Raw genomic sequence first — 17,964 nt, 5'->3', positions numbered from 1 at the left:
TAAAGTAGCCTGGGTGCAGCGCAGCGGAACCCGGGTTTATCATATTGAATCCCCGGGTTCCGCTGCGCTGCACCCAGGCTACATTGGCTACATTAAAGGAAGAATTGAAAATAAAATGACTTTTGAATTTCTATGGACTGATAAATGTTTTCTCACTTTATTAGCCTTAAGTGTGCTGGTTATTTTATTGGGCTTGCGCAAACAACATATAAGGCGTTCTTTTACCCTAATTTTGCATCGACCAATTGCTGTAAGTGCGGGTATTGTCCTGTTGTTTTTTATTACTATTGGTGTACTGGATTCAATTCATTTTACATCAGTAAATAATGAGGCAGAAACATCCGCAACTGTGTTGGATAGAATTCTGGCTCCTATCGATGAAATTACAGAAAAAACCTATTCGGCTCCTTTGGCTTTAAGACAGTTTATCAGCGAAACCATATTAGTTAATGGCGTAGTCAAGCAAATTTTCCCATTACTTGTTTATCCCAGTAAGCGAATAAAAAACGAAGTAGAAAGAAACGAATTCATTAAAAGTTCAATTTGGGATGCTTTAAAATGCGGTATTTTGGCCGCGTTTTTCATAGGAATTATTTCAGTATTCGTTCGATATGTCAGACGATTGAAACCATTTTATGCTTTAAGCCCTACCAGCTTAAGTACCTTAATTACTCTGAGCTTGCTTACCTTTTTTATTGTGCTTGGTTATGAGCTTTCAAGAACATTTCATGTATTGGGTACAGGGCAAATTGGACAAGATATTTTTTATTTTACTATTAAGAGCATACGTACTGGTCTAGTCATTGGTCTTTTAACTACTTTATTTATGTTGCCTTTGGCTTTATTTTTAGGGGTTGTCGCTGGATATTTTGGTGGTTTGGCTGACGATCTGATTCAGTATGTTTACACTACCTTAAGTTCCATTCCAGGGGTTTTATTGATTACTGCTTCTGTTTTGTCCTTACAAATTTACATTACCAACCATCCTGAACAGTTTACAACTTTAGCTCAAAGTGCGGATGCACGCTTATTAGCATTGTGCTTTATTCTTGGAGTAACGAGTTGGACCAATTTATGTCGACTTTTACGTGCTGAGAGTCTGAAATTACGTGAAGTAGACTATGTCCAGGCGGCACGTGCTTTGGGTTCTAATTGGTTCACTATTATTCGCAAGCATTTATTACCCAATGTGATGCATATTGTGGTAATAACCCTTGTTCTGGATTTCAGTTTTTTGGTTATGGCTGAGGCATTGCTTTCGTATGTGGGCGTAGGGGTTTCGCCTATGACCATTAGTTGGGGAAATATGATCAATAGTGCACGACTTGAGTTGGCACGTAATCCAGTAATTTGGTGGCCTATGTTAGCTGCGTTTGTTTTTATGTTTTTGTTGGTATTAGCAATCAACCTGTTTGCAGACGCGGTCAGGGATGCTTTTGATCCACATCAGTCTCAAGTTTGATGGAGCACCTACATAAACATATGCAAAAACTCTGATTTAGGTTAAAGTTCATTAATTAAGCTTAATGAGTTCAGTTCCTTATGCAACAACGTTTTGTTCATTTACGTGTTCACACAGAATTTTCTTTAGTTGATGGTTTGGTGAGGGTAAAACCATTAATGAAGGTTTTACCGTCTCGAGGAATGTGTGCTGTTGCAATCACCGATTATTGCAATTTATTTGCAGCTGTGAAGCATTACAAAAGTGCTGTTGATGCAGGAATCAAACCGATTATTGGCAGTGATTTACCCTGTCATGATCCCGAACAACCTGAGCGCGTCTCTTCTCTGGTTCTTTTATGTCTTAATTCAGAAGGGTATAAAAATTTAACCTGTCTTGTTTCCAAAGCATATCAAGAAGGACAATATCAAGGGCAACCTAGAGTCCACAATCAATGGATTAATGAATACTCGGCAGGACTTATTGCTTTATCCGGAGGACAATTTGGTGATATCGGTCAAGCCTTGTTGGCAAATGACGATGCTTTAGCCAAAAGTCGCGCTTTATATTGGCAGACCCTTTTTCCCAATCGTTTTTATTTGGAAATTCAACGTACAGGCAGACCTGACGAAACTCGCTATAACGAAAAGTTAATTGCTTTAGCTGATGAACTGCAATTACCTTTAGTAGCGACTAATGATGTGCGTTTTCTTGATCAAGATGATTTTGAAGCTCATGAAGCGCGCGTTTGCATACATGAAGGATATACATTAGCCGATCCGAGAAGAGTGCAAAAATACAGTGCACAACAGTATTTGCGATCTGCAGATGAAATGGTTGCCTTATTTTCGGATTTGCCCTCTGCGATAGAAAATACGCTCGAAATCAGTAAACGCTGCACCGTAAAACTGGATCTCGGTAACAATTATCTACCCAATTTTCCTATACCGGATGGATCTACAGTTGAGGAATATTTATCCCATTTATCGCAAGTTGGTTTAGAAGAGCGCTTGCAGCAAATATTTAAAAATAAATCGCCGGAAGAACTGCAGGCATCTCGAGAAGAATACGACCAACGTTTGCAGGTTGAGCTGGATGTTATAAATAACATGGGCTTTGCAGGCTATTTCCTCATTGTAGCTGATTTCATTCAATGGGCAAAAAAAAATGGGGTGCCTGTTGGACCAGGCCGAGGTTCAGGTGCTGGTTCATTAGTTGCGTATGCATTAAAAATTACCGACTTGGATCCCTTAGAGTATGAATTGCTTTTCGAGCGCTTTTTGAATCCAGAGCGCGTATCGATGCCTGATTTTGATATCGATTTTTGTATGGAAGGGCGCGATCGGGTCATTGATTACGTAGCAGAAAAATACGGGAGACAAAGCGTTTCACAAATTATTACCTTCGGTACTATGGCTGCAAAAGCGGTAGTACGTGATGTGGGACGTGTTTTAGGACATCCGTATGGCTTTGTCGATAAATTAGCAAAATTAATTCCTTTTGAGATAGGCATCACATTAAGCAAAGCACTGGAGCAAGAAGAAGAGCTCAAGCGTCGTTATGATGAAGAAGAGGAAGTGAAAGAGCTCATTGATTTGGCATTAAAACTCGAGGGGATAACTCGAAATGCAGGGAAACATGCTGGAGGGGTTGTCATTGCACCGTCCCAGCTTACCGATTTTACAGCGATTTATTGTGAAGAGGGATCCACTCAAATTGTTAGCCAATTTGATAAGGATGATGTTGAGGCAGCGGGTTTAGTCAAGTTTGACTTCTTGGGCTTAAGAACTCTGACAATTATTGATTGGGCTTTGGCTACCGTAAATAAGAAACAAACTCTTGATGGATTGCCTTTAGTCGATATCAGCCAAATACCTACAGATGATGCAGCAACTTTTGATTTATTAAAGGCATGCAAAACAACTGCCGTATTTCAGCTGGAATCCCGCGGAATGAAAGAATTGATTAATCGCCTGCAGCCGGATTGTTTTGAAGACATCATCGCTTTGGTCGCCTTATTTAGACCAGGCCCTTTGCAATCTGGAATGGTGGATGATTTTATCGATCGAAAGCATGGGCGTGCGGCGGTTGATTATCCTCATCCTGATTTGGAGCCTATTTTAAAACCAACATATGGCGTTATCTTGTACCAAGAGCAAGTCATGCAAATTGCGCAGGTATTAGCGAACTATACGCTTGGCGCTGCGGATTTATTACGACGCGCTATGGGAAAGAAAAAGCCTGAGGAAATGGCGAAGCAGCGGGAGATTTTTACCGAGGGAGCGACTGCTAGAGGGGTTGATGAAAAGGTTGCGACCCATATTTTTGATTTGATGGAAAAATTTGCAGGCTATGGATTTAATAAGTCGCATTCTGCAGCTTATGCATTGGTTGCTTACCAAACTGCATGGCTCAAAGCACATTATCCAGCAGCATTTATGGCTGCAGTAATGTCTTCAGATATGGATAATACAGATAAGGTAGTTACCTTTATCGATGAATGTGCTCATATGAAATTGAAGGTTTTACCACCCTCCATCAATCATTCAATGTATCCTTTTACAGTTATTGATGATACGACCATTATTTATGGTCTTGGAGCTATAAAAGGGGTAGGGGAGTCCGCGATTGATTGCATTACCGAAGCACGAAATGCAGGAGGACAATATTCGGATTTATTTAGTTTTTGCCAACGTCTTGATTTGCGTAAAGTGAATCGACGTGTATTAGAAGCACTGATTAAAAGTGGTGCCTTTGATGATTGGGGTGTGGAACGGGCAATATTGACCGCTTCTTTAGAAAAAGCATTAAAAGTAGCAGAAAAAGAGCACCAAAATCAGTCCAGTGGTCAATTTGATTTATTTTCATTATTGGACGACAAGAGCAATGAGCAAGATTATGTTCCATGTAAATCTTGGTCTGAGGCACAACGCCTGGAAGGTGAACGAGAAGTTTTGGGCTTTTATTTAACGGGACATCCTGCAGATCAATATCGACGTGAATTTGGTGATTTTATTGTTTCAATCAGTCAATTAAACCCCTCCATGCATAAAAAAGCGATTATTTGTGCGCAAATCGTCGGAATCCGCAAGATTATAACCAAGCGTGGAAAGAAGCTTGTGATTCTAGGCATGGATGATTCTACGGCTCGGCTTGATGTCGTTGTGTTTGGTGAGCTTTTTGAATCCTCTGGTTCTGCCTTGGCAACCGGAGATATGTTAGTTATTGAAGGTGAAGTAGCGCATGATGATTATAATGGTGGTGTGAAAATGACCGCAAATAATCTTTATGATGTACCAACAGCACGCACCAAATTTGCCCGATGCCTTGAGTTACGTTTGCATGCTGGAAATCAGGGAATTTTAGCTTCCATTCAGGCATTGTTAAAAGCGCATATTGGGCGTTGCGCAGTTCAATTTTCTTATAGCAACGAATGTGCTCGTGCACAGCTCAGTTTGCCGCCAAAATGGCAGGTAATTCCGAGTGATGAATTACTTGGACTTTTAAGCAATCTTTTGGGTGAAGAGCACGTTGTGATGCGGTATTAAAAGACACGCTGCGCTAATCCGGACTACAAAGTACCAAGGCTACATTTAATGTAGTACTTGTAGCCTGGGTGAAACGAAGTGAAACCCGGGTTCCGCTACGCTGCACCCAGGCTACATTTTAACTACAGTCGTTTAACCGATTAACAATTTATCCATTTTTGCTGCACAAATGAAATCATTATGACTCAAACCGTTAAGTGCATGGGTCATAAAACTGACGCGACAATAATTATAACCAACCTCCAAATCTGGATGATGATTTTCAGTATTAGCTATCCAGGCCAGTGCATTGACAAAAGCCATTGTTTCATAAAAATCTTTAAAAGATAAACTACGTTTGATGATTCGGTTATCCGCACTGACCTCCCAATTTTTATTTAATTGGGGCTTTAAATTTTTAATTTGCTCTGCAGTTAATGCAGCGCCAATGCCTTCACAAGATTCACAATGTTTGCTGCTTAAATCACTAGTCATTTTTTTTCCTTACTTGAAGTAATTATTCAACGCATCAAGAAATCGATTGTTCTGCTCCTTGGTTCCAACAGTTACGCGCAGATAATTGTTCATTTTATACGGATGCAGGGGTCTCACTATGATACCCCTATCTAAAAGATAGTTATAGAGCAACATGCCGTCTTCTTTACAGTCAAAGGTCAAAAAATTGCATGTAGAGGGCAAGTAATTGAGATTTAATTGATCAAATCCGTGTTTCATTTGCAGCATTCCCTCTGCATTGGTTTGCAAGCTTAATTGCATAAACTGCTCATCATCTAGGGCAGCATGGGCTGTAGTCAATGCGACCTGGTTGACGGTAAATGGCAGCTGTATACGGTACATGAGTTCAATTATTGAAGGATGCGCTATGGCATAACCTAAACGAACGCCTGCTAATCCATATATTTTAGAAAAGGTTCGTGTAATCACTAAATTAGGGTGTTGAGCCAGCCAATCGATACTGTTGCAATTTAGTTGAGATGCAGCGTATTCATAATATGCTTCATCAATGACTAAAAGAGTACTCTCAGGAATATTTTCTAACAAGCGTTTTATTTCATTTTGATTGATCAAGATACCCGTAGGATTATTGGGATTGGCAAGAAAAATGATTGCCGTTTTTGAATTGCATGCTTTGATCAAATTATCTATATTAACTTGCAAGTCCGCATTAACCGCAACGGAACGAACTGGAATGTTCAACGTTTGTGCTTGAATCGCATAAGTGCTAAATGCATAATCATGCGTGATAATGTGTTTGTCATGATGCAATGCGAAACAGTTGAGTAGAATAGTGTATATGTAATCCGAACCATTACTTACAAAAAGCTGGTCAGTATTGATATTAAGTTTGTGCGCCAATTTAGGCATTAAAGGATGATTGATTGGTGACGGATAAGTTGCTAAGAGGTGAGGGGACATTTTTTGAAATGCGGCTAGAGCTAAAGGACTGCAACCCAGTGGATTTTCATTACTAGCCATTTTAATAATGTCACTGTCGTTAATCCCTTTTTCACGTGCTAATTCTTCGATAGCTTTACCTGGTTTATAGGGGATTAAAGAGTGTATGCCTGGATGAGGTAATTGTTGAAAGTTAACTGCCATAAATTTTCCCTATTAAAAATTTTCTTCATATTATCCAAGCTTTAGCCTTCTGTCACGAGCTCATTGAAGCAAAGGAGTTATTTTAGTTTGACCGGGGATTGAAGAAACCCCGGTATTGAGATTACCCATAAGAATGGTTTGTTTGGGCAATTAAGTCATCAAAGGCGCGGTTGGGGACCAAATCAGTTTCTTTTAAGAATTGATGATCAAGAGGACACTCATGTTTTGTTTGCACCCAGAATCGAATACCTTTTCCAGTTCCCTTATCGTCATTAAAGGTATGGCCATGGGGATCAATTACGGTAGGAGTCCCATTAATTCCTAATGGCTCAAGAGTAAACGGATCAATAAGCTGATTATTAGCTTCTTTTTTCCTCTGGGCTGATGAAGCTTCACCTTTTAAAGGGCCAAAAAGAAGTTGTGCCCATGATGTGTGACTGTAATAGTCCACTTGTTTGTAAAATTCTTCTGAGTGGATTGCTTGCGCGGGGATACAACAATCATAGTCATGGCTCTCAGTTGTTACTGGAGTTTCTCCTGATTTGGCATAAACGAGTGCGACACCGTGTAGTATCGCGGTTCGACCTAGTTCGAGTAAATCGATGCATTTGCTTATAAAATAAGCGGGCGGAGAGATAAGGATCCCAAGAGCCCAGCCAGAAAGACCACCTATTGCAGAGCAAAGCGCAACAATAGGTTGCGACAAGGATAAAAAAGGCAAGAAAAATTCAAGCGCTTTTGCAATGATAAAAGGTATGGCAGCAAGTGACATGCCTATGGTCGCAGTTCCTATATTCCAAGCTTTTTGCAGAAAACTTGTTGGTTTGTCATAAACAAGCGATTCAAAAAAAGTTGTTTTGCCAATAAATACAGCAAAATCATCCAGAGAGTTCTCTAATTTCTTTTTAAGAAAAATAAGTCCCTGAAGCAAAAGATCGGGGAAAAATAAAACAGTGCCAATAATGGCTCCAATAGGTGCACCAATAACAAATCCTAATGCTTCACCTACCCAGCCAAATATTCCTCGCATCACTCCATAATGACGTGTTCTATCTGCATATTCGATGTATGAGCTGCCTTCTCTCCAATAAGAACTATAATTAGGAACCCAGAACATAGCTAAGATAAGATCGAGAATTATTCCAGGGATACTCGTAATTTCTCTTAATACCACTCGGGTTAATACATGACCTACAGTCAAGCCTTTAGCGAAATAAGCATACATCTTTTTCTTCCTTTTAGTTCTTGCGGAAAAGTTATAGGGATATATCCTGGCGTCATTTTAAACACATAAAAGTCTAATAACAACCTAATGAATTGCATATTGCCCAAATTGTATTAAAAATGTTTTTTAAAGCCCAAAGCCAATGCACAATGGCTTGCATTTTTATTGACACAGCGCTAACCTTTGGACGGCAAACCAACCACAGGAAAATGGAATATGAATCGGCAAAAGGGATTTTCCCTTACTGAAGTATTGGTGTCTTTATTGCTCGTAACCACTATGGCTTTAACTTTGTTCCAGCAGCAAGGGCAGAGCAAACAACTATTAAGTCAGTTGATCTTCCGCATGCAAGCCTCTCAATTTCTTGATCAAGTTGAAGAATCTTTGGTGGCTCAAGTTCCTAAATTACCGACCACCCCTACACCTTATCATTTGGAAATACAACATAAAAATCAACACGTTCTGATTCAACTTGCCTGGTTTGATCAACTAGGAGCTCTAACACGCAAACGTAGTTTCAGAGGTAGTATAAAATGAAAAAACAAGCGGGGATTAGCTTAACCGAGGTTTTAATAAGTCTTTTTCTGACCAGTGTGATTATCAGTACTTTATTCCAACTTTATTTAGGGAGTAAACGCCAATATGTTGAAATTGAAAAGATTTTGTCAACGCGTTTTGATTTGCAATGGGTGAGTGATTTATTGAGTGATAGCATTCGGCGTGCAGGTTTTACTCCTTGTTTGGGTATTGACCGCTTGCACGTTATTGATCGGAGGAATCATCAAAACAGGATTCATGCACTTCAAATTGGTAATCAACCTGTTCAATTCATCCAAGTAAATCGTATGAATGAACATTTTACAAAAATAATTAAAATTCAAGGTGCAACAAGAATATTGGTGCAAAATCCAGTGAGTTTCCATAAAAAGCGACCTGTACTTATCGCTGATTGTGATCATGCTGAGATACACGAAATGTTTGATATAGAACAACATGCTGAGAATTCGCTTATTACTTTAAACAAGCCACTATTTTTTCCCTACGATGGTTCGACCTATATAGGTGAGTATCTTGAGGAGAAATGGTTCATTAAGAAAAATGCACATGCTGAGGATACCTTGCATTATCAATTGGTACAGACAGAAGAAGTAACCCCTTTAATTCATTTTATACATACACGAAATCGACGTATAAAAGAGAAGCAGTTTCTTGAGATTATTATGGGCTTGGATGAAAACAAAACACATGAACTTAGAGTAGCGGTGCGTGGTTCATGAGTAAAAAAGATAAAGGATTTGTTTTACTCATTACCTTGCTTATTATCGGAGTGATTGGCTTACTCACATTGACTTCAATGCAGCATACTTTGTTGTATTACAAGGCAATTAACAAACAAGAAGTAGTGCATCAGAACTTTTATCAATTAGAAGATGTTGCATTGCAATTACTTCATCGACATACAGAGTTTAATCAGGATTGTGTGCTACACACAGATTCTGCAAACCAGGTTATGCATCATCTTCTATATAACAAAGGTTGTTCTTTGATAAGTGGTAAGACCCAGTACAAATATTACATTGAAGATTTAGGCGAGTTTCCTTGTTTAAGAGCCCGTTATAGGGGGAGAAAATCTGCTACACACCATCAACGGATTTCTATTGCACTCATTGAAAATGGTTTTCCTGAATCTTTATTGCAAATACGGTTTGTCAGTAGGGGAGAGGTAATACCTTGCCCCACAAAGGAACATTCAATTTCCCTTGGAGTGAGTAGTTGGCGGTATTTGCCAGTTCTATAAAATATAAAATGTAGCCTGGGTGCAGCGCAGCGAAACCCGGGTTCCGCTGCACCCAGGCTACTAGTCTCTATTAACAATTCGCTAGATAGTTTCATTGGGCCAATGAAGTTGCATGTTAAGATCCTAATATTTCTTGAGCTATCCAAAGCCTGGTTGTATTGTAATGGTTAGGATCAATAGAGAGGTTTTTCGGTGCGTTTCAAAAAAATTTTTGAATTTAAGTATTGGCCGCAAATTGCTGTCCTGGCGCTGTTGCTCGCAGGATATGCTGCTTATCGTTATTTTGCTTATTATGACACACGTTCGAATGATGCATATCTCTCAGCAAATATGGTTAATATGGCCTCTTTGGTTTCTGGGCCGGTGACACAAATTTATGTTAAAGAAAACCAAAGAGTTAAGAAAGGGGATAAGCTTATTGAAATTGATTCTCTTCCTTACACTTATGCCGTACAACAAGCTCAGGCTAAGTTAAATATTGCCAAATTGAATTATGAAAATGGAAAAGCTAACGTAATTAAAGCAGAACAACGATTGCAACAGATCCAAATCCAATTGAATCTAAGCCAGGATCACTATGACCGCTACTCAAAATTGCAATCGAAAGGAGATATGGCCAAAATCACTTTAATTAATTTGGCCGATAAAATGAAAGAACAAGTCGCAGCAATTAAGGAGGCTGAAGAGCAACTTAGAATTGCACAAACCAATTTGGACGATAATGAAATTTTAGCAGCACAGGCAGAGTTGGGACAGGCAAATTATCTTCTGAATCATACTACTCTTGTAGCACCCGAGGATGGTTACATCACCAATTTTAATATACGTGTAGGTCAATACATTAAGGCCGGAGAAGGATTATTTGCTTTTATAGAAACCAAGCAATGGTGGGTAGTTACGCGATATCGGGAAACAGCACTTCGGTTGATTCAACCTGGAGACAAGGCAAAAATTATGATTGATATGTATCCAGGAAAAGTATTTCATGGCCATGTCGATAGTATTGGTTGGGGAATTAATCGAGTACAAAGTGGCAATGTAGCCCCTTCAACCTTAGTTTATATGGAAGCAACTGAAGACTGGATTCGCATTGCACAACGCTTCCCTGTGCGAATTTATATTGATGATTTAACTGATGAATATCCAATGCGCATTGGTGCCAATGCGACTACCATTACCTACAGGTGATTTGTGTTTTTCTGGCCTCAAACCGTTGAAAACAGAGCAGCCATAAGAACAGCACTTGCTGCATTAGCTGCGGTGCTGATTTCATTTAAATTTCATTTAGAAACACCTTTTTGGTCAGGAATGAGTGTTGTTGTTGTGTCCAATTTGTACACGGGTAACATCATCGATAAAGCCATGTTGCGTATTATTGGCACCATTGCCGGCGCGTTTTTGGGTTTTTATGTCGCCGGGTTGGTTGCCAACAGTTTTTTACTTTATTTTCTTTCTTGTTTTTCAATCATGTGCATTGGCTCCTATTATTACAGTTTCAGTGTCAACGGTTATGCTTATTTATTAGGCGCACTTTGTGCTTTCCTGATTATTTCACAAGTCGCTGTGAGTCCACAAAACGCATTTTTCGTAGCGATTTGGAGGCCGGTTGAGATTGGGATTGGTGTTTTGGTATCTGCAATTAGCGCTTATTTTATTTTTCCAAATCACTTAAAAGACAATATTGATATACAACTTCATGATATTTTTACTGATTTTTCAGTTGGACTAGGTCAATTACTCAGTATGCTGAATGATGGTAAACCTGATTTTGATGTGTTGGCGCAAGATAATTTAAAGATAAAAAAGAAACTACGTAAGGCTGTAGAACTCATTGGCGCAATGAACTATGAGTTGGGGGTTACCAAAGCAAGAACGGATCAGGTACGTGCTTTGTTGGATATTTTTTATGATTTATCACGACGGTTACAATATTTGATTCTCATTTCTCCCCAGCACGGTGATTTAACGATTGTGCAATCATTATCGATACAGCCTGTACTGAATGCGATTCAAGCGGATCTGAAGCAGTTGCAGATGGCTTTTTCTAATCAAGAGATGCTTCTGGAATTAAAAACAGAGACTGGAATCACCGAATTGGAACAGCGTGTGAAACAGATGCAAAAAGGGGACGAGGGAGTTTTCTTACATTTGCATCCAAAAGTGAACTCTGACATGGAGGCACAAGAACCTGCTTTTAAGAGTAATTTTGCTTATGCTTTTATCCATTTCCTGCATCAGGTGAATCAAAGCCTTCTTTTGATGCACTCGTTATTAAGCCACATTCCTTTTAACATGACAGTAAAGTTGCAAGTCTTAAAAACCCGAGAGCGAATCCGTACTGATATGGATGTAATTAAGCGCAGCATTAAAGCTGGATTTTCGGTTATTCTGGCTTTGGGTTTTTGGATGGTAACTAATTGGCCTGGTGGTTTAAATGGAATTATCAGCAGTTTGGTGATTTCTATCCGTAAAAATCTTTTTGAAATGAAAAATGTCAGCATTCATCGCATACTTGGCTGCGTTTTAGGCGGAGGCATTGCTTTAGTCTCCTTATTTCTCATCAAGATGGATCTTTATGATTTTATTTTAATATTCTTTCTCTCGATTTGGGCTTTTACTTATTTTATGTTCAAGGTACCCAAATATTCTTATATTGGGCTACAGGCAAATATTGCTTTAATTATTTCTCTTGCCCAAGAAGGAGGGCCTCCTGTTTATTTGGGACCTCCATTGCAACGTTTGGGTGGGATTGTTATTGGAATTGTAGCCAGTTTTATTGTGGCAAATCTTATATGGCGTTCCGACGTTTGGACTATGTTGAATCGTTATCTTAACAAACTGTACGTTTATATAGGACAAAATTTAAAGCAAATACTCCTAACCTCAGAAAATCAAAAGAAAATACATGATTTAGCAAATTTGTTTTGGACTTCGCGGGGATTGCTTGAATCACTTGTTGATGAACCCTTAAGCACTAAAAAACAAAGTCTATTAACTGAGTTGTGGAAGCGTTTTGATTCTTTGGTCATGATACAGGCAACTATAAGTCATATTTTAGGAGCTATTAATCGAGATAAAGTTGAGGAAACGGCCAGATTATTGGGATGTGATTTATTTTTTTATGAACACGAAGTGTGTGTTGCTTTTAACCAACATGATACTGCATATGGATTGAAATTAAGCCATCAATTACAGGATCTATTATCCGAAATTGATAAAAAGAGGGCATTTGCCCAAGTTCCAGATAATGATTTACGAGGTTTTTTAGCTTATATAAATGCTTTAAACCAGTTAGTTTTAAGGATTCATTAGGCATTTCTACTATCTTGGCCAAACTGGCTTGATTTTCTGCGCTCCGATGCTCACATACTTCGTGTATGCTGCGCTTCGGTTCTCGAAAAATCAAGCCATTTTGACTCAAGCTCGCGAAATGGATATTTTTTTTTTATATTGAGAATTTATTCGATTCATTTGTTTGTGCGTTTTGAAGAAATTAATTAGAATCATATTCTTATAAAAAATATGTTTTACTCTTAAAGAGTTTTTTATAAGGGCAAGATGTTTAAAGTTTGTCAAAAATCGTTGCAAAATATTCCATAACGTGTAAAAATTGTCCGCCTATGAAAACGAAAATAATCTCTATTACAGCTATTTTAGCCTTAATTGCCTTGAGTTTTTCAGTATGGTGGTTTTGGCCAGCGAAAAAGCCATCAACCTTGTTTAGACAGGCTGATTTTGATCGATTACCCGGTTGGAAATCAGCGGATCTAAAAAAGTCTTTGCAGACTTTTCAGGCATCATGCCGTGCTTTTATTAAGCAAAGTCCTGAGCAGGTTGTGGGAACAGATCATATTGATTTGCAGGTAAGGGATTGGCAGCCAGCTTGTAACGCTGCATTAAAAATTTCTCCTACTGCCGAAAAAGAAGTAAAACAGTTTTTTGAAGAGTGGTTCACTCCAGTGGAGTTTACCGATACAGGTGAAAAGCCTGGCTTATTTACTGGTTATTATGTGCCTGCAATTAAAGGCAGTTATACTAAATCTAAAGAATTTCATGTTCCTCTTTATGAAACTCCTGATGATTTGGTCACATCTGATTTGGGTCTTTTCTTTAACGATTTAAAAAATCGCCGTATTATCGGTCGCTTAGAAGGGAAAAAGCTGGTTCCTTATTATACTCGTGCACAAATTAATCATGGAGCACTTAAAGGCAAAGCGCGCGTTTTAGTATGGATTAATAGTCCAATAGATCGTTTGTTTTTGGAAATTCAAGGTTCAGGGGTTATCCAGCTTGAGGATGGTAAGAATCTTTACGTTGGATACGATGCCCAGAATGGAGCTCCTTATACTGCTATTGCAGGGGTTTTGATCAAAAAAGGCGTTATGACTAAAGATAATGCGTCCATGCAAGCAATAAAACGTTATTTGGAAGCTCATCCCAAACAGATGGATAAAGTGATTAATAAAAATAAATCTTTTGTTTTCTTCCGTAAAATGTCTGAAGGCGTCGCTTTAGGCTCACAAGGTGTGGCTTTAACTCCCGGTTATTCTCTTGCTGTTGATAAGCAGTGGGTTCCGATGGGAGCACCTCTTTGGTTAGCAACTACGCGTCCAGACAGTACAAATCCTGATGAGAATAAACCCTTGCAACGCTTGATGATTGCTCAAGATACAGGCGGAGCGATACGTGGTAAAGTGCGAGGCGATGTTTTTTGGGGCGGCGGTGAAAAAGCTACTCTGATTGCTGGTCATATGAAAAATCATGGTCATTATTGGATTCTTTTGCCCAAAAATGCGGTATCTCGATTAGAGAAAAATAAATTAATTTCTGGGTAGTTTTGCGCCCTCACCCCCAGCCCCTCTCCCGTTGACGGGAGAGGGGAGTCCCTTTTCCCTTCTCCCCTTTGGGAAGAAGGTGTCCGATAGGGCGGATGAGGGGAGAAAGGCTAGCTTTAATCCTCGGATGTCTTATAAATATCAGCTTTTTTCCCTACCACTTTTATATGGTGGTATCACACTATTTAATGCTTCTTTATTGTTATTCAATGATTGAGCTGTATTGCCTTTTAAAGCATCCGCTAAGCTAATAAATTTGTATCCATTCTTTTTATATAATTCAATGATATCTTCTAAACATAAGCTATTAAGAAGATTTGCATGGATTAATAAAATTTGTTTGACATTCTTTCCTTTAGCACTTTTTTCAGCTCTTAATGTTTGTTTCCAGATGTACGCCAAATACTGTTTTTTGAATGCTGGAAGATTTGCGGCTCTTTTTCTATAAGCTATTCTGTAGAAACGCGCATTAAACTCATAATCTTTGCTATCAATCGTTACTGGAGCAATGGTGTATTGATGTGCAGCCAGGTAGTCATATACTTTTTGCTTTTTGGTGCCGGTACCTTCGGCCAGATAAGGATAGCGAAAATATTTAGGCTCTGTTAGTACAGGTGCTAAGACGTTATCTGCACGGTCTATATCAGCTATGTATTTATCGGCACTGATACTGTTTAAGCTTTTATGAGTATAAGTATGATTTCCTAGAGCAAACCCTTGATTGCGAAATGTTTGCAGCAAATCCCATTCATTTTTCGCCACCGCTCCGCCAATAGCAAAACCTGTAGCTGGAACTTGATTATCAACAAGCGCTTTGACGATTGCCATAAATCGAGCCTGAGTTCTTTTCAGACTTGCAGGTGTGCTTGTACCCGAACCGACAAAGGGTAGATCATCAATTGTAATTGCAATTTCTTTTTCTTCAGCAAAACATGGAGAATTTAGTATGCAAAACAAGAGTGTTACACCGGTCCATCGAAGTAACATGATATCCCCTAAGTTATTATTGTTATTTAAAAATAACTATAGTAGACAATTTTCAAAAAAGCCTAATTTCTTATAATTAATTCTTTATTAAGAAGATTATTTGGTGATATTATAGAAATTTTTTCACTTTAAAATTATTGCTTTTGATGTAGGTTGGACCAAAGCCCTGACGTATCCTCACTTTTTAAACTAAATATCTCTCATTCTACGTCCTGCGGCTTGTCTGTAGGATACACTATGATCTCGTCAATAACAAAAATACATTGCAATTAAGTATATCTCTGGATCCCGCGGACAAGCCTCGGGACGTTGAAGTCTATAAGGTACACAAATTAAAAGGTGAGGATCCCTCAAGCCAAGGCCCAACCTACATCTATATCCCGCTCATTATTCCAATTTTTGTTTTGCTTTTTGCAAGCCTTCAAATATAGGTTCACCATTCATCGTTCCATTGATTGGTTGTTGTTTGAGGTTCGCTTTTTATTGATGCTTTGAAGTCTAGACTAAGAGCGGATAATATTCGAAATAGAGTACTTAATCTCATATTTTCTGGGTTATTTTCAATGGCAGAAATGGTTTTCTGCTTTAAACCCACTAAGTCAGCAACCTCAGCTTGGCTTAGCTGCATTTTTTTTCGTTGATTCTTTATCAATAGTGCCAGTTCCCGTGGCGAGTGGATTAGCATAAACGCTCCTCAGTAAATCAATCATAAATTCGGATAGAGCATGTAACCGCTCAATTTTCAATAGAGGAATACTGCTAACTCGAATGCATTATGCTAAGGGGAGTTTTGATTTAAAATTTGGTATCAAGTATTATCATGAATCATTTATACACCAATGGTGAATTGTTTAACCCCACTTATGGGGCATAAGGACATAAAAATGAAGAAAATTGATTTAAGAAAATTCTTATTTATGGGATTGGTTGGGTTTTCCTTTCTCAATACAGCCCAGGCAAAAACCCCTCTTTGGACGTTTCAAACTGATCCAGCACACCCACCTCATGTGAATATCTATCCATCAGGAAATGTTACGATTCAATATAAGGTAACCAATCAATCATCTAAAACCCATACTTTACGGATGAAATCGATTGATGGGATTACTTCGTCTGGATGTACTGCGCCTTTAGGATATCATCAATCCTGTACCTTAATTCTCAAAGTTTCAGGCAGTTCTTTGCATGGTGATATATCAAGAGGTCCACAGCTCTGCCAAGCTAATCCTGATGGAATACCAAACCCTAATCAATGTTATCGGCCTAGTGAACCCGACAACTTGGCAATTCATTTTCTCAATCAGCCCGCACCAATTCTAACACCGAGTATGACCTTATTAGCACTGTCAACAAACTGCCAACCTCTTTCTTCATGTACTGCTACTCAGAATGCGGCACTAACAGGTAATCCGAGATTAATTACCGTTAAAAATACCGGACCAGTGAGCGCTAACAATGTATTAGTGAGTTCTTCAGGTTTACCCTTAGGAACCAGCATCACAAGTACTACCTGTACGGGAACACTCCTTGCCGGTGATTCGTGCACCATTACTCTTACCCCAGGAAATGTAGCGAGTAGTGATGCGAGCAATACTCCTTGTACTTCAGGTACACAACCGTTACCTGGTGTCGTGATGATCACAGCAGATGGGGGGCTTTCTACTCAAGCCGATGCTCTTGTCCTAGGTTATGGATGCCAGTATCAAGGAGGTTTTCTCTTTGCAGTGGATGATACGACTGTAAATACAGGAAGTATCGGTGGAAAAGTAATGTCTCTAGTCGATCAGGCAAAACCTTGGCTTCCACCGTTTACATCTCCAGGTCCAGGGGTTCCTTGGGATGCGGACCCTGCTTGCGCGACAGCTCCATTGTTCCAATGTACTAATGCAACTGGTGCATGGGATTTCAATTTTGGACAGAACCTAAGTAGTGTAACTGGTAGTACAAACCCTAATAACACGGGAACAAATGGTCCAGGAAATACATGGCAGATTTCAAAAGTTTTGAATGGCCACTTGGGCAACACCAACATCGCACCGGCAACTTATGCAGCAGGAGTATGTATTAGTTACAGTCATGCTGGTTTCAGTGATTGGTATTTGCCAGCTGTCTGTGAGACTGATTCAGTTAATGGTACTGTTTTTACGAACTGTTCATCAACAATGCAAAGCATTGTGGGTAGTCTTCCTTTTTTAATTGGAAGTGAAGCCAGTTCAACTCCGAGTACTTCATGCAATCCACCTACTGGTGCAAATTGTTTAACAGGTGGTTACTGGACTTCTACGGAACAAACTAATCCCGGTTCTCTCTTGTTTGCGTGGCAAGAAAGCTTTGACACCATTACTACCAATCCGCTTGGCAACAGTAAGGAGTTTAGGTTTGGGGTGCGGTGTATACGAGTTTTAAGCTAAATAGTCGAAATATATTCCCCAGGGTGTTTCATGCATCCTGGGATATTCCTTAATGATCTGTCTAGATGTACCAACTAATATTCTATGTATTTTGTTATCTATCATATAATGCTTGTTATC

Annotated in this window: 14 protein-coding genes; 9 read left to right on the top strand and 5 right to left on the bottom strand. The window is 39.1% G+C overall.

Going from position 1 to position 17,964, the window contains the following annotated elements; genetic code table 11:
- Positions 1–115: 115 nt before the first annotated feature.
- On the top strand, positions 116–1,462 hold the full coding sequence (locus Lstg_RS09390; RefSeq protein ID WP_058477683.1) for an ABC transporter permease: 1,347 nt from the start codon (positions 116–118) through the stop codon (positions 1,460–1,462).
- Between the two features lie 80 nt (positions 1,463–1,542).
- The gene (gene dnaE / locus Lstg_RS09385) at positions 1,543–4,989 is read left to right on the top strand and encodes a DNA polymerase III subunit alpha (RefSeq protein ID WP_058477404.1); all 3,447 of its coding nucleotides are present in this window, start codon (positions 1,543–1,545) and stop codon (positions 4,987–4,989) included.
- A 132-nt stretch (positions 4,990–5,121) separates the two neighbouring features.
- On the opposite strand, the gene Lstg_RS09380 is transcribed toward dnaE, so the two are convergent.
- From Lstg_RS09380 to Lstg_RS09370, 3 genes are all read right to left on the bottom strand, one after another.
- Entirely contained in the window at positions 5,122–5,463 is a 342-nt protein-coding gene (locus Lstg_RS09380; RefSeq protein WP_058477403.1) for a 4a-hydroxytetrahydrobiopterin dehydratase, read from the bottom strand.
- 9 nt (positions 5,464–5,472) lie between these two features.
- A complete protein-coding gene (gene hisC / locus Lstg_RS09375; RefSeq protein ID WP_058477402.1) occupies positions 5,473–6,588 on the bottom strand; it encodes a histidinol-phosphate transaminase in 1,116 nt (371 codons plus the stop codon).
- Between the two features lie 121 nt (positions 6,589–6,709).
- Positions 6,710–7,813 (bottom strand): RING finger protein, encoded by a 1,104-nt coding sequence (locus Lstg_RS09370; RefSeq protein WP_058477401.1) that lies wholly within the window; start codon positions 7,811–7,813, stop codon positions 6,710–6,712.
- A gap of 216 nt (positions 7,814–8,029) precedes the next feature.
- On the opposite strand from Lstg_RS09370, the gene Lstg_RS09365 reads away from it, so the two are divergent.
- The 6 genes from Lstg_RS09365 to mltA all read left to right on the top strand — a co-directional run bounded on the left by Lstg_RS09365 (position 8,030) and on the right by mltA (position 14,446).
- Complete coding sequence (locus tag Lstg_RS09365) at positions 8,030–8,350, top strand: type IV pilus modification PilV family protein (protein WP_058477400.1); 321 nt, start codon at positions 8,030–8,032, stop codon at positions 8,348–8,350.
- Positions 8,347–9,090: a PilW family protein gene (locus tag Lstg_RS09360; RefSeq protein WP_058477399.1), complete on the top strand. Its 744-nt coding sequence runs from the start codon at positions 8,347–8,349 to the stop codon at positions 9,088–9,090. Before Lstg_RS09365 ends, Lstg_RS09360 begins: the two co-directional genes overlap by 4 nt.
- On the top strand, positions 9,087–9,611 hold the full coding sequence (locus tag Lstg_RS09355; protein ID WP_058477398.1) for a hypothetical protein: 525 nt from the start codon (positions 9,087–9,089) through the stop codon (positions 9,609–9,611). Before Lstg_RS09360 ends, Lstg_RS09355 begins: the two co-directional genes overlap by 4 nt.
- Positions 9,612–9,803: 192 nt before the next feature.
- Positions 9,804–10,799, top strand: a complete 996-nt coding sequence (locus Lstg_RS09350; protein WP_238585406.1) for an HlyD family secretion protein — start codon at positions 9,804–9,806, stop codon at positions 10,797–10,799.
- 3 nt (positions 10,800–10,802) lie between these two features.
- Positions 10,803–12,923, top strand: coding sequence for an FUSC family protein (locus tag Lstg_RS09345; protein ID WP_058477397.1), 2,121 nt, complete (start codon positions 10,803–10,805; stop codon positions 12,921–12,923).
- A 308-nt stretch (positions 12,924–13,231) separates the two neighbouring features.
- The gene (gene mltA, locus Lstg_RS09340) at positions 13,232–14,446 is read left to right on the top strand and encodes a murein transglycosylase A (protein ID WP_058477396.1); all 1,215 of its coding nucleotides are present in this window, start codon (positions 13,232–13,234) and stop codon (positions 14,444–14,446) included.
- A gap of 141 nt (positions 14,447–14,587) precedes the next feature.
- Here mltA and Lstg_RS09335 read toward each other — a convergent pair whose 3' ends face one another.
- Together Lstg_RS09335 and Lstg_RS09330 are read right to left on the bottom strand one after the other, a co-directional pair.
- Entirely contained in the window at positions 14,588–15,433 is an 846-nt protein-coding gene (locus tag Lstg_RS09335; RefSeq protein ID WP_058477395.1) for a polysaccharide deacetylase family protein, read from the bottom strand.
- Between the two features lie 433 nt (positions 15,434–15,866).
- Positions 15,867–16,118, bottom strand: coding sequence for a helix-turn-helix domain-containing protein (locus Lstg_RS09330; protein ID WP_058477394.1), 252 nt, complete (start codon positions 16,116–16,118; stop codon positions 15,867–15,869).
- A gap of 199 nt (positions 16,119–16,317) precedes the next feature.
- Between Lstg_RS09330 and Lstg_RS09325 the strand changes: the two genes are divergently transcribed.
- A complete protein-coding gene (locus tag Lstg_RS09325; protein ID WP_058477393.1) occupies positions 16,318–17,844 on the top strand; it encodes a hypothetical protein in 1,527 nt (508 codons plus the stop codon).
- The last annotated feature ends 120 nt before the right edge of the window (positions 17,845–17,964 follow it).

Source organism: Legionella steigerwaltii, assembly GCF_001468065.1.
In the GTDB taxonomy this organism is placed as follows: domain Bacteria; phylum Pseudomonadota; class Gammaproteobacteria; order Legionellales; family Legionellaceae; genus Legionella; species Legionella steigerwaltii.
The sequence above is the reverse complement of the archived record's forward strand: the minus strand, read 5'-3'. Positions and strand labels throughout refer to the sequence as shown.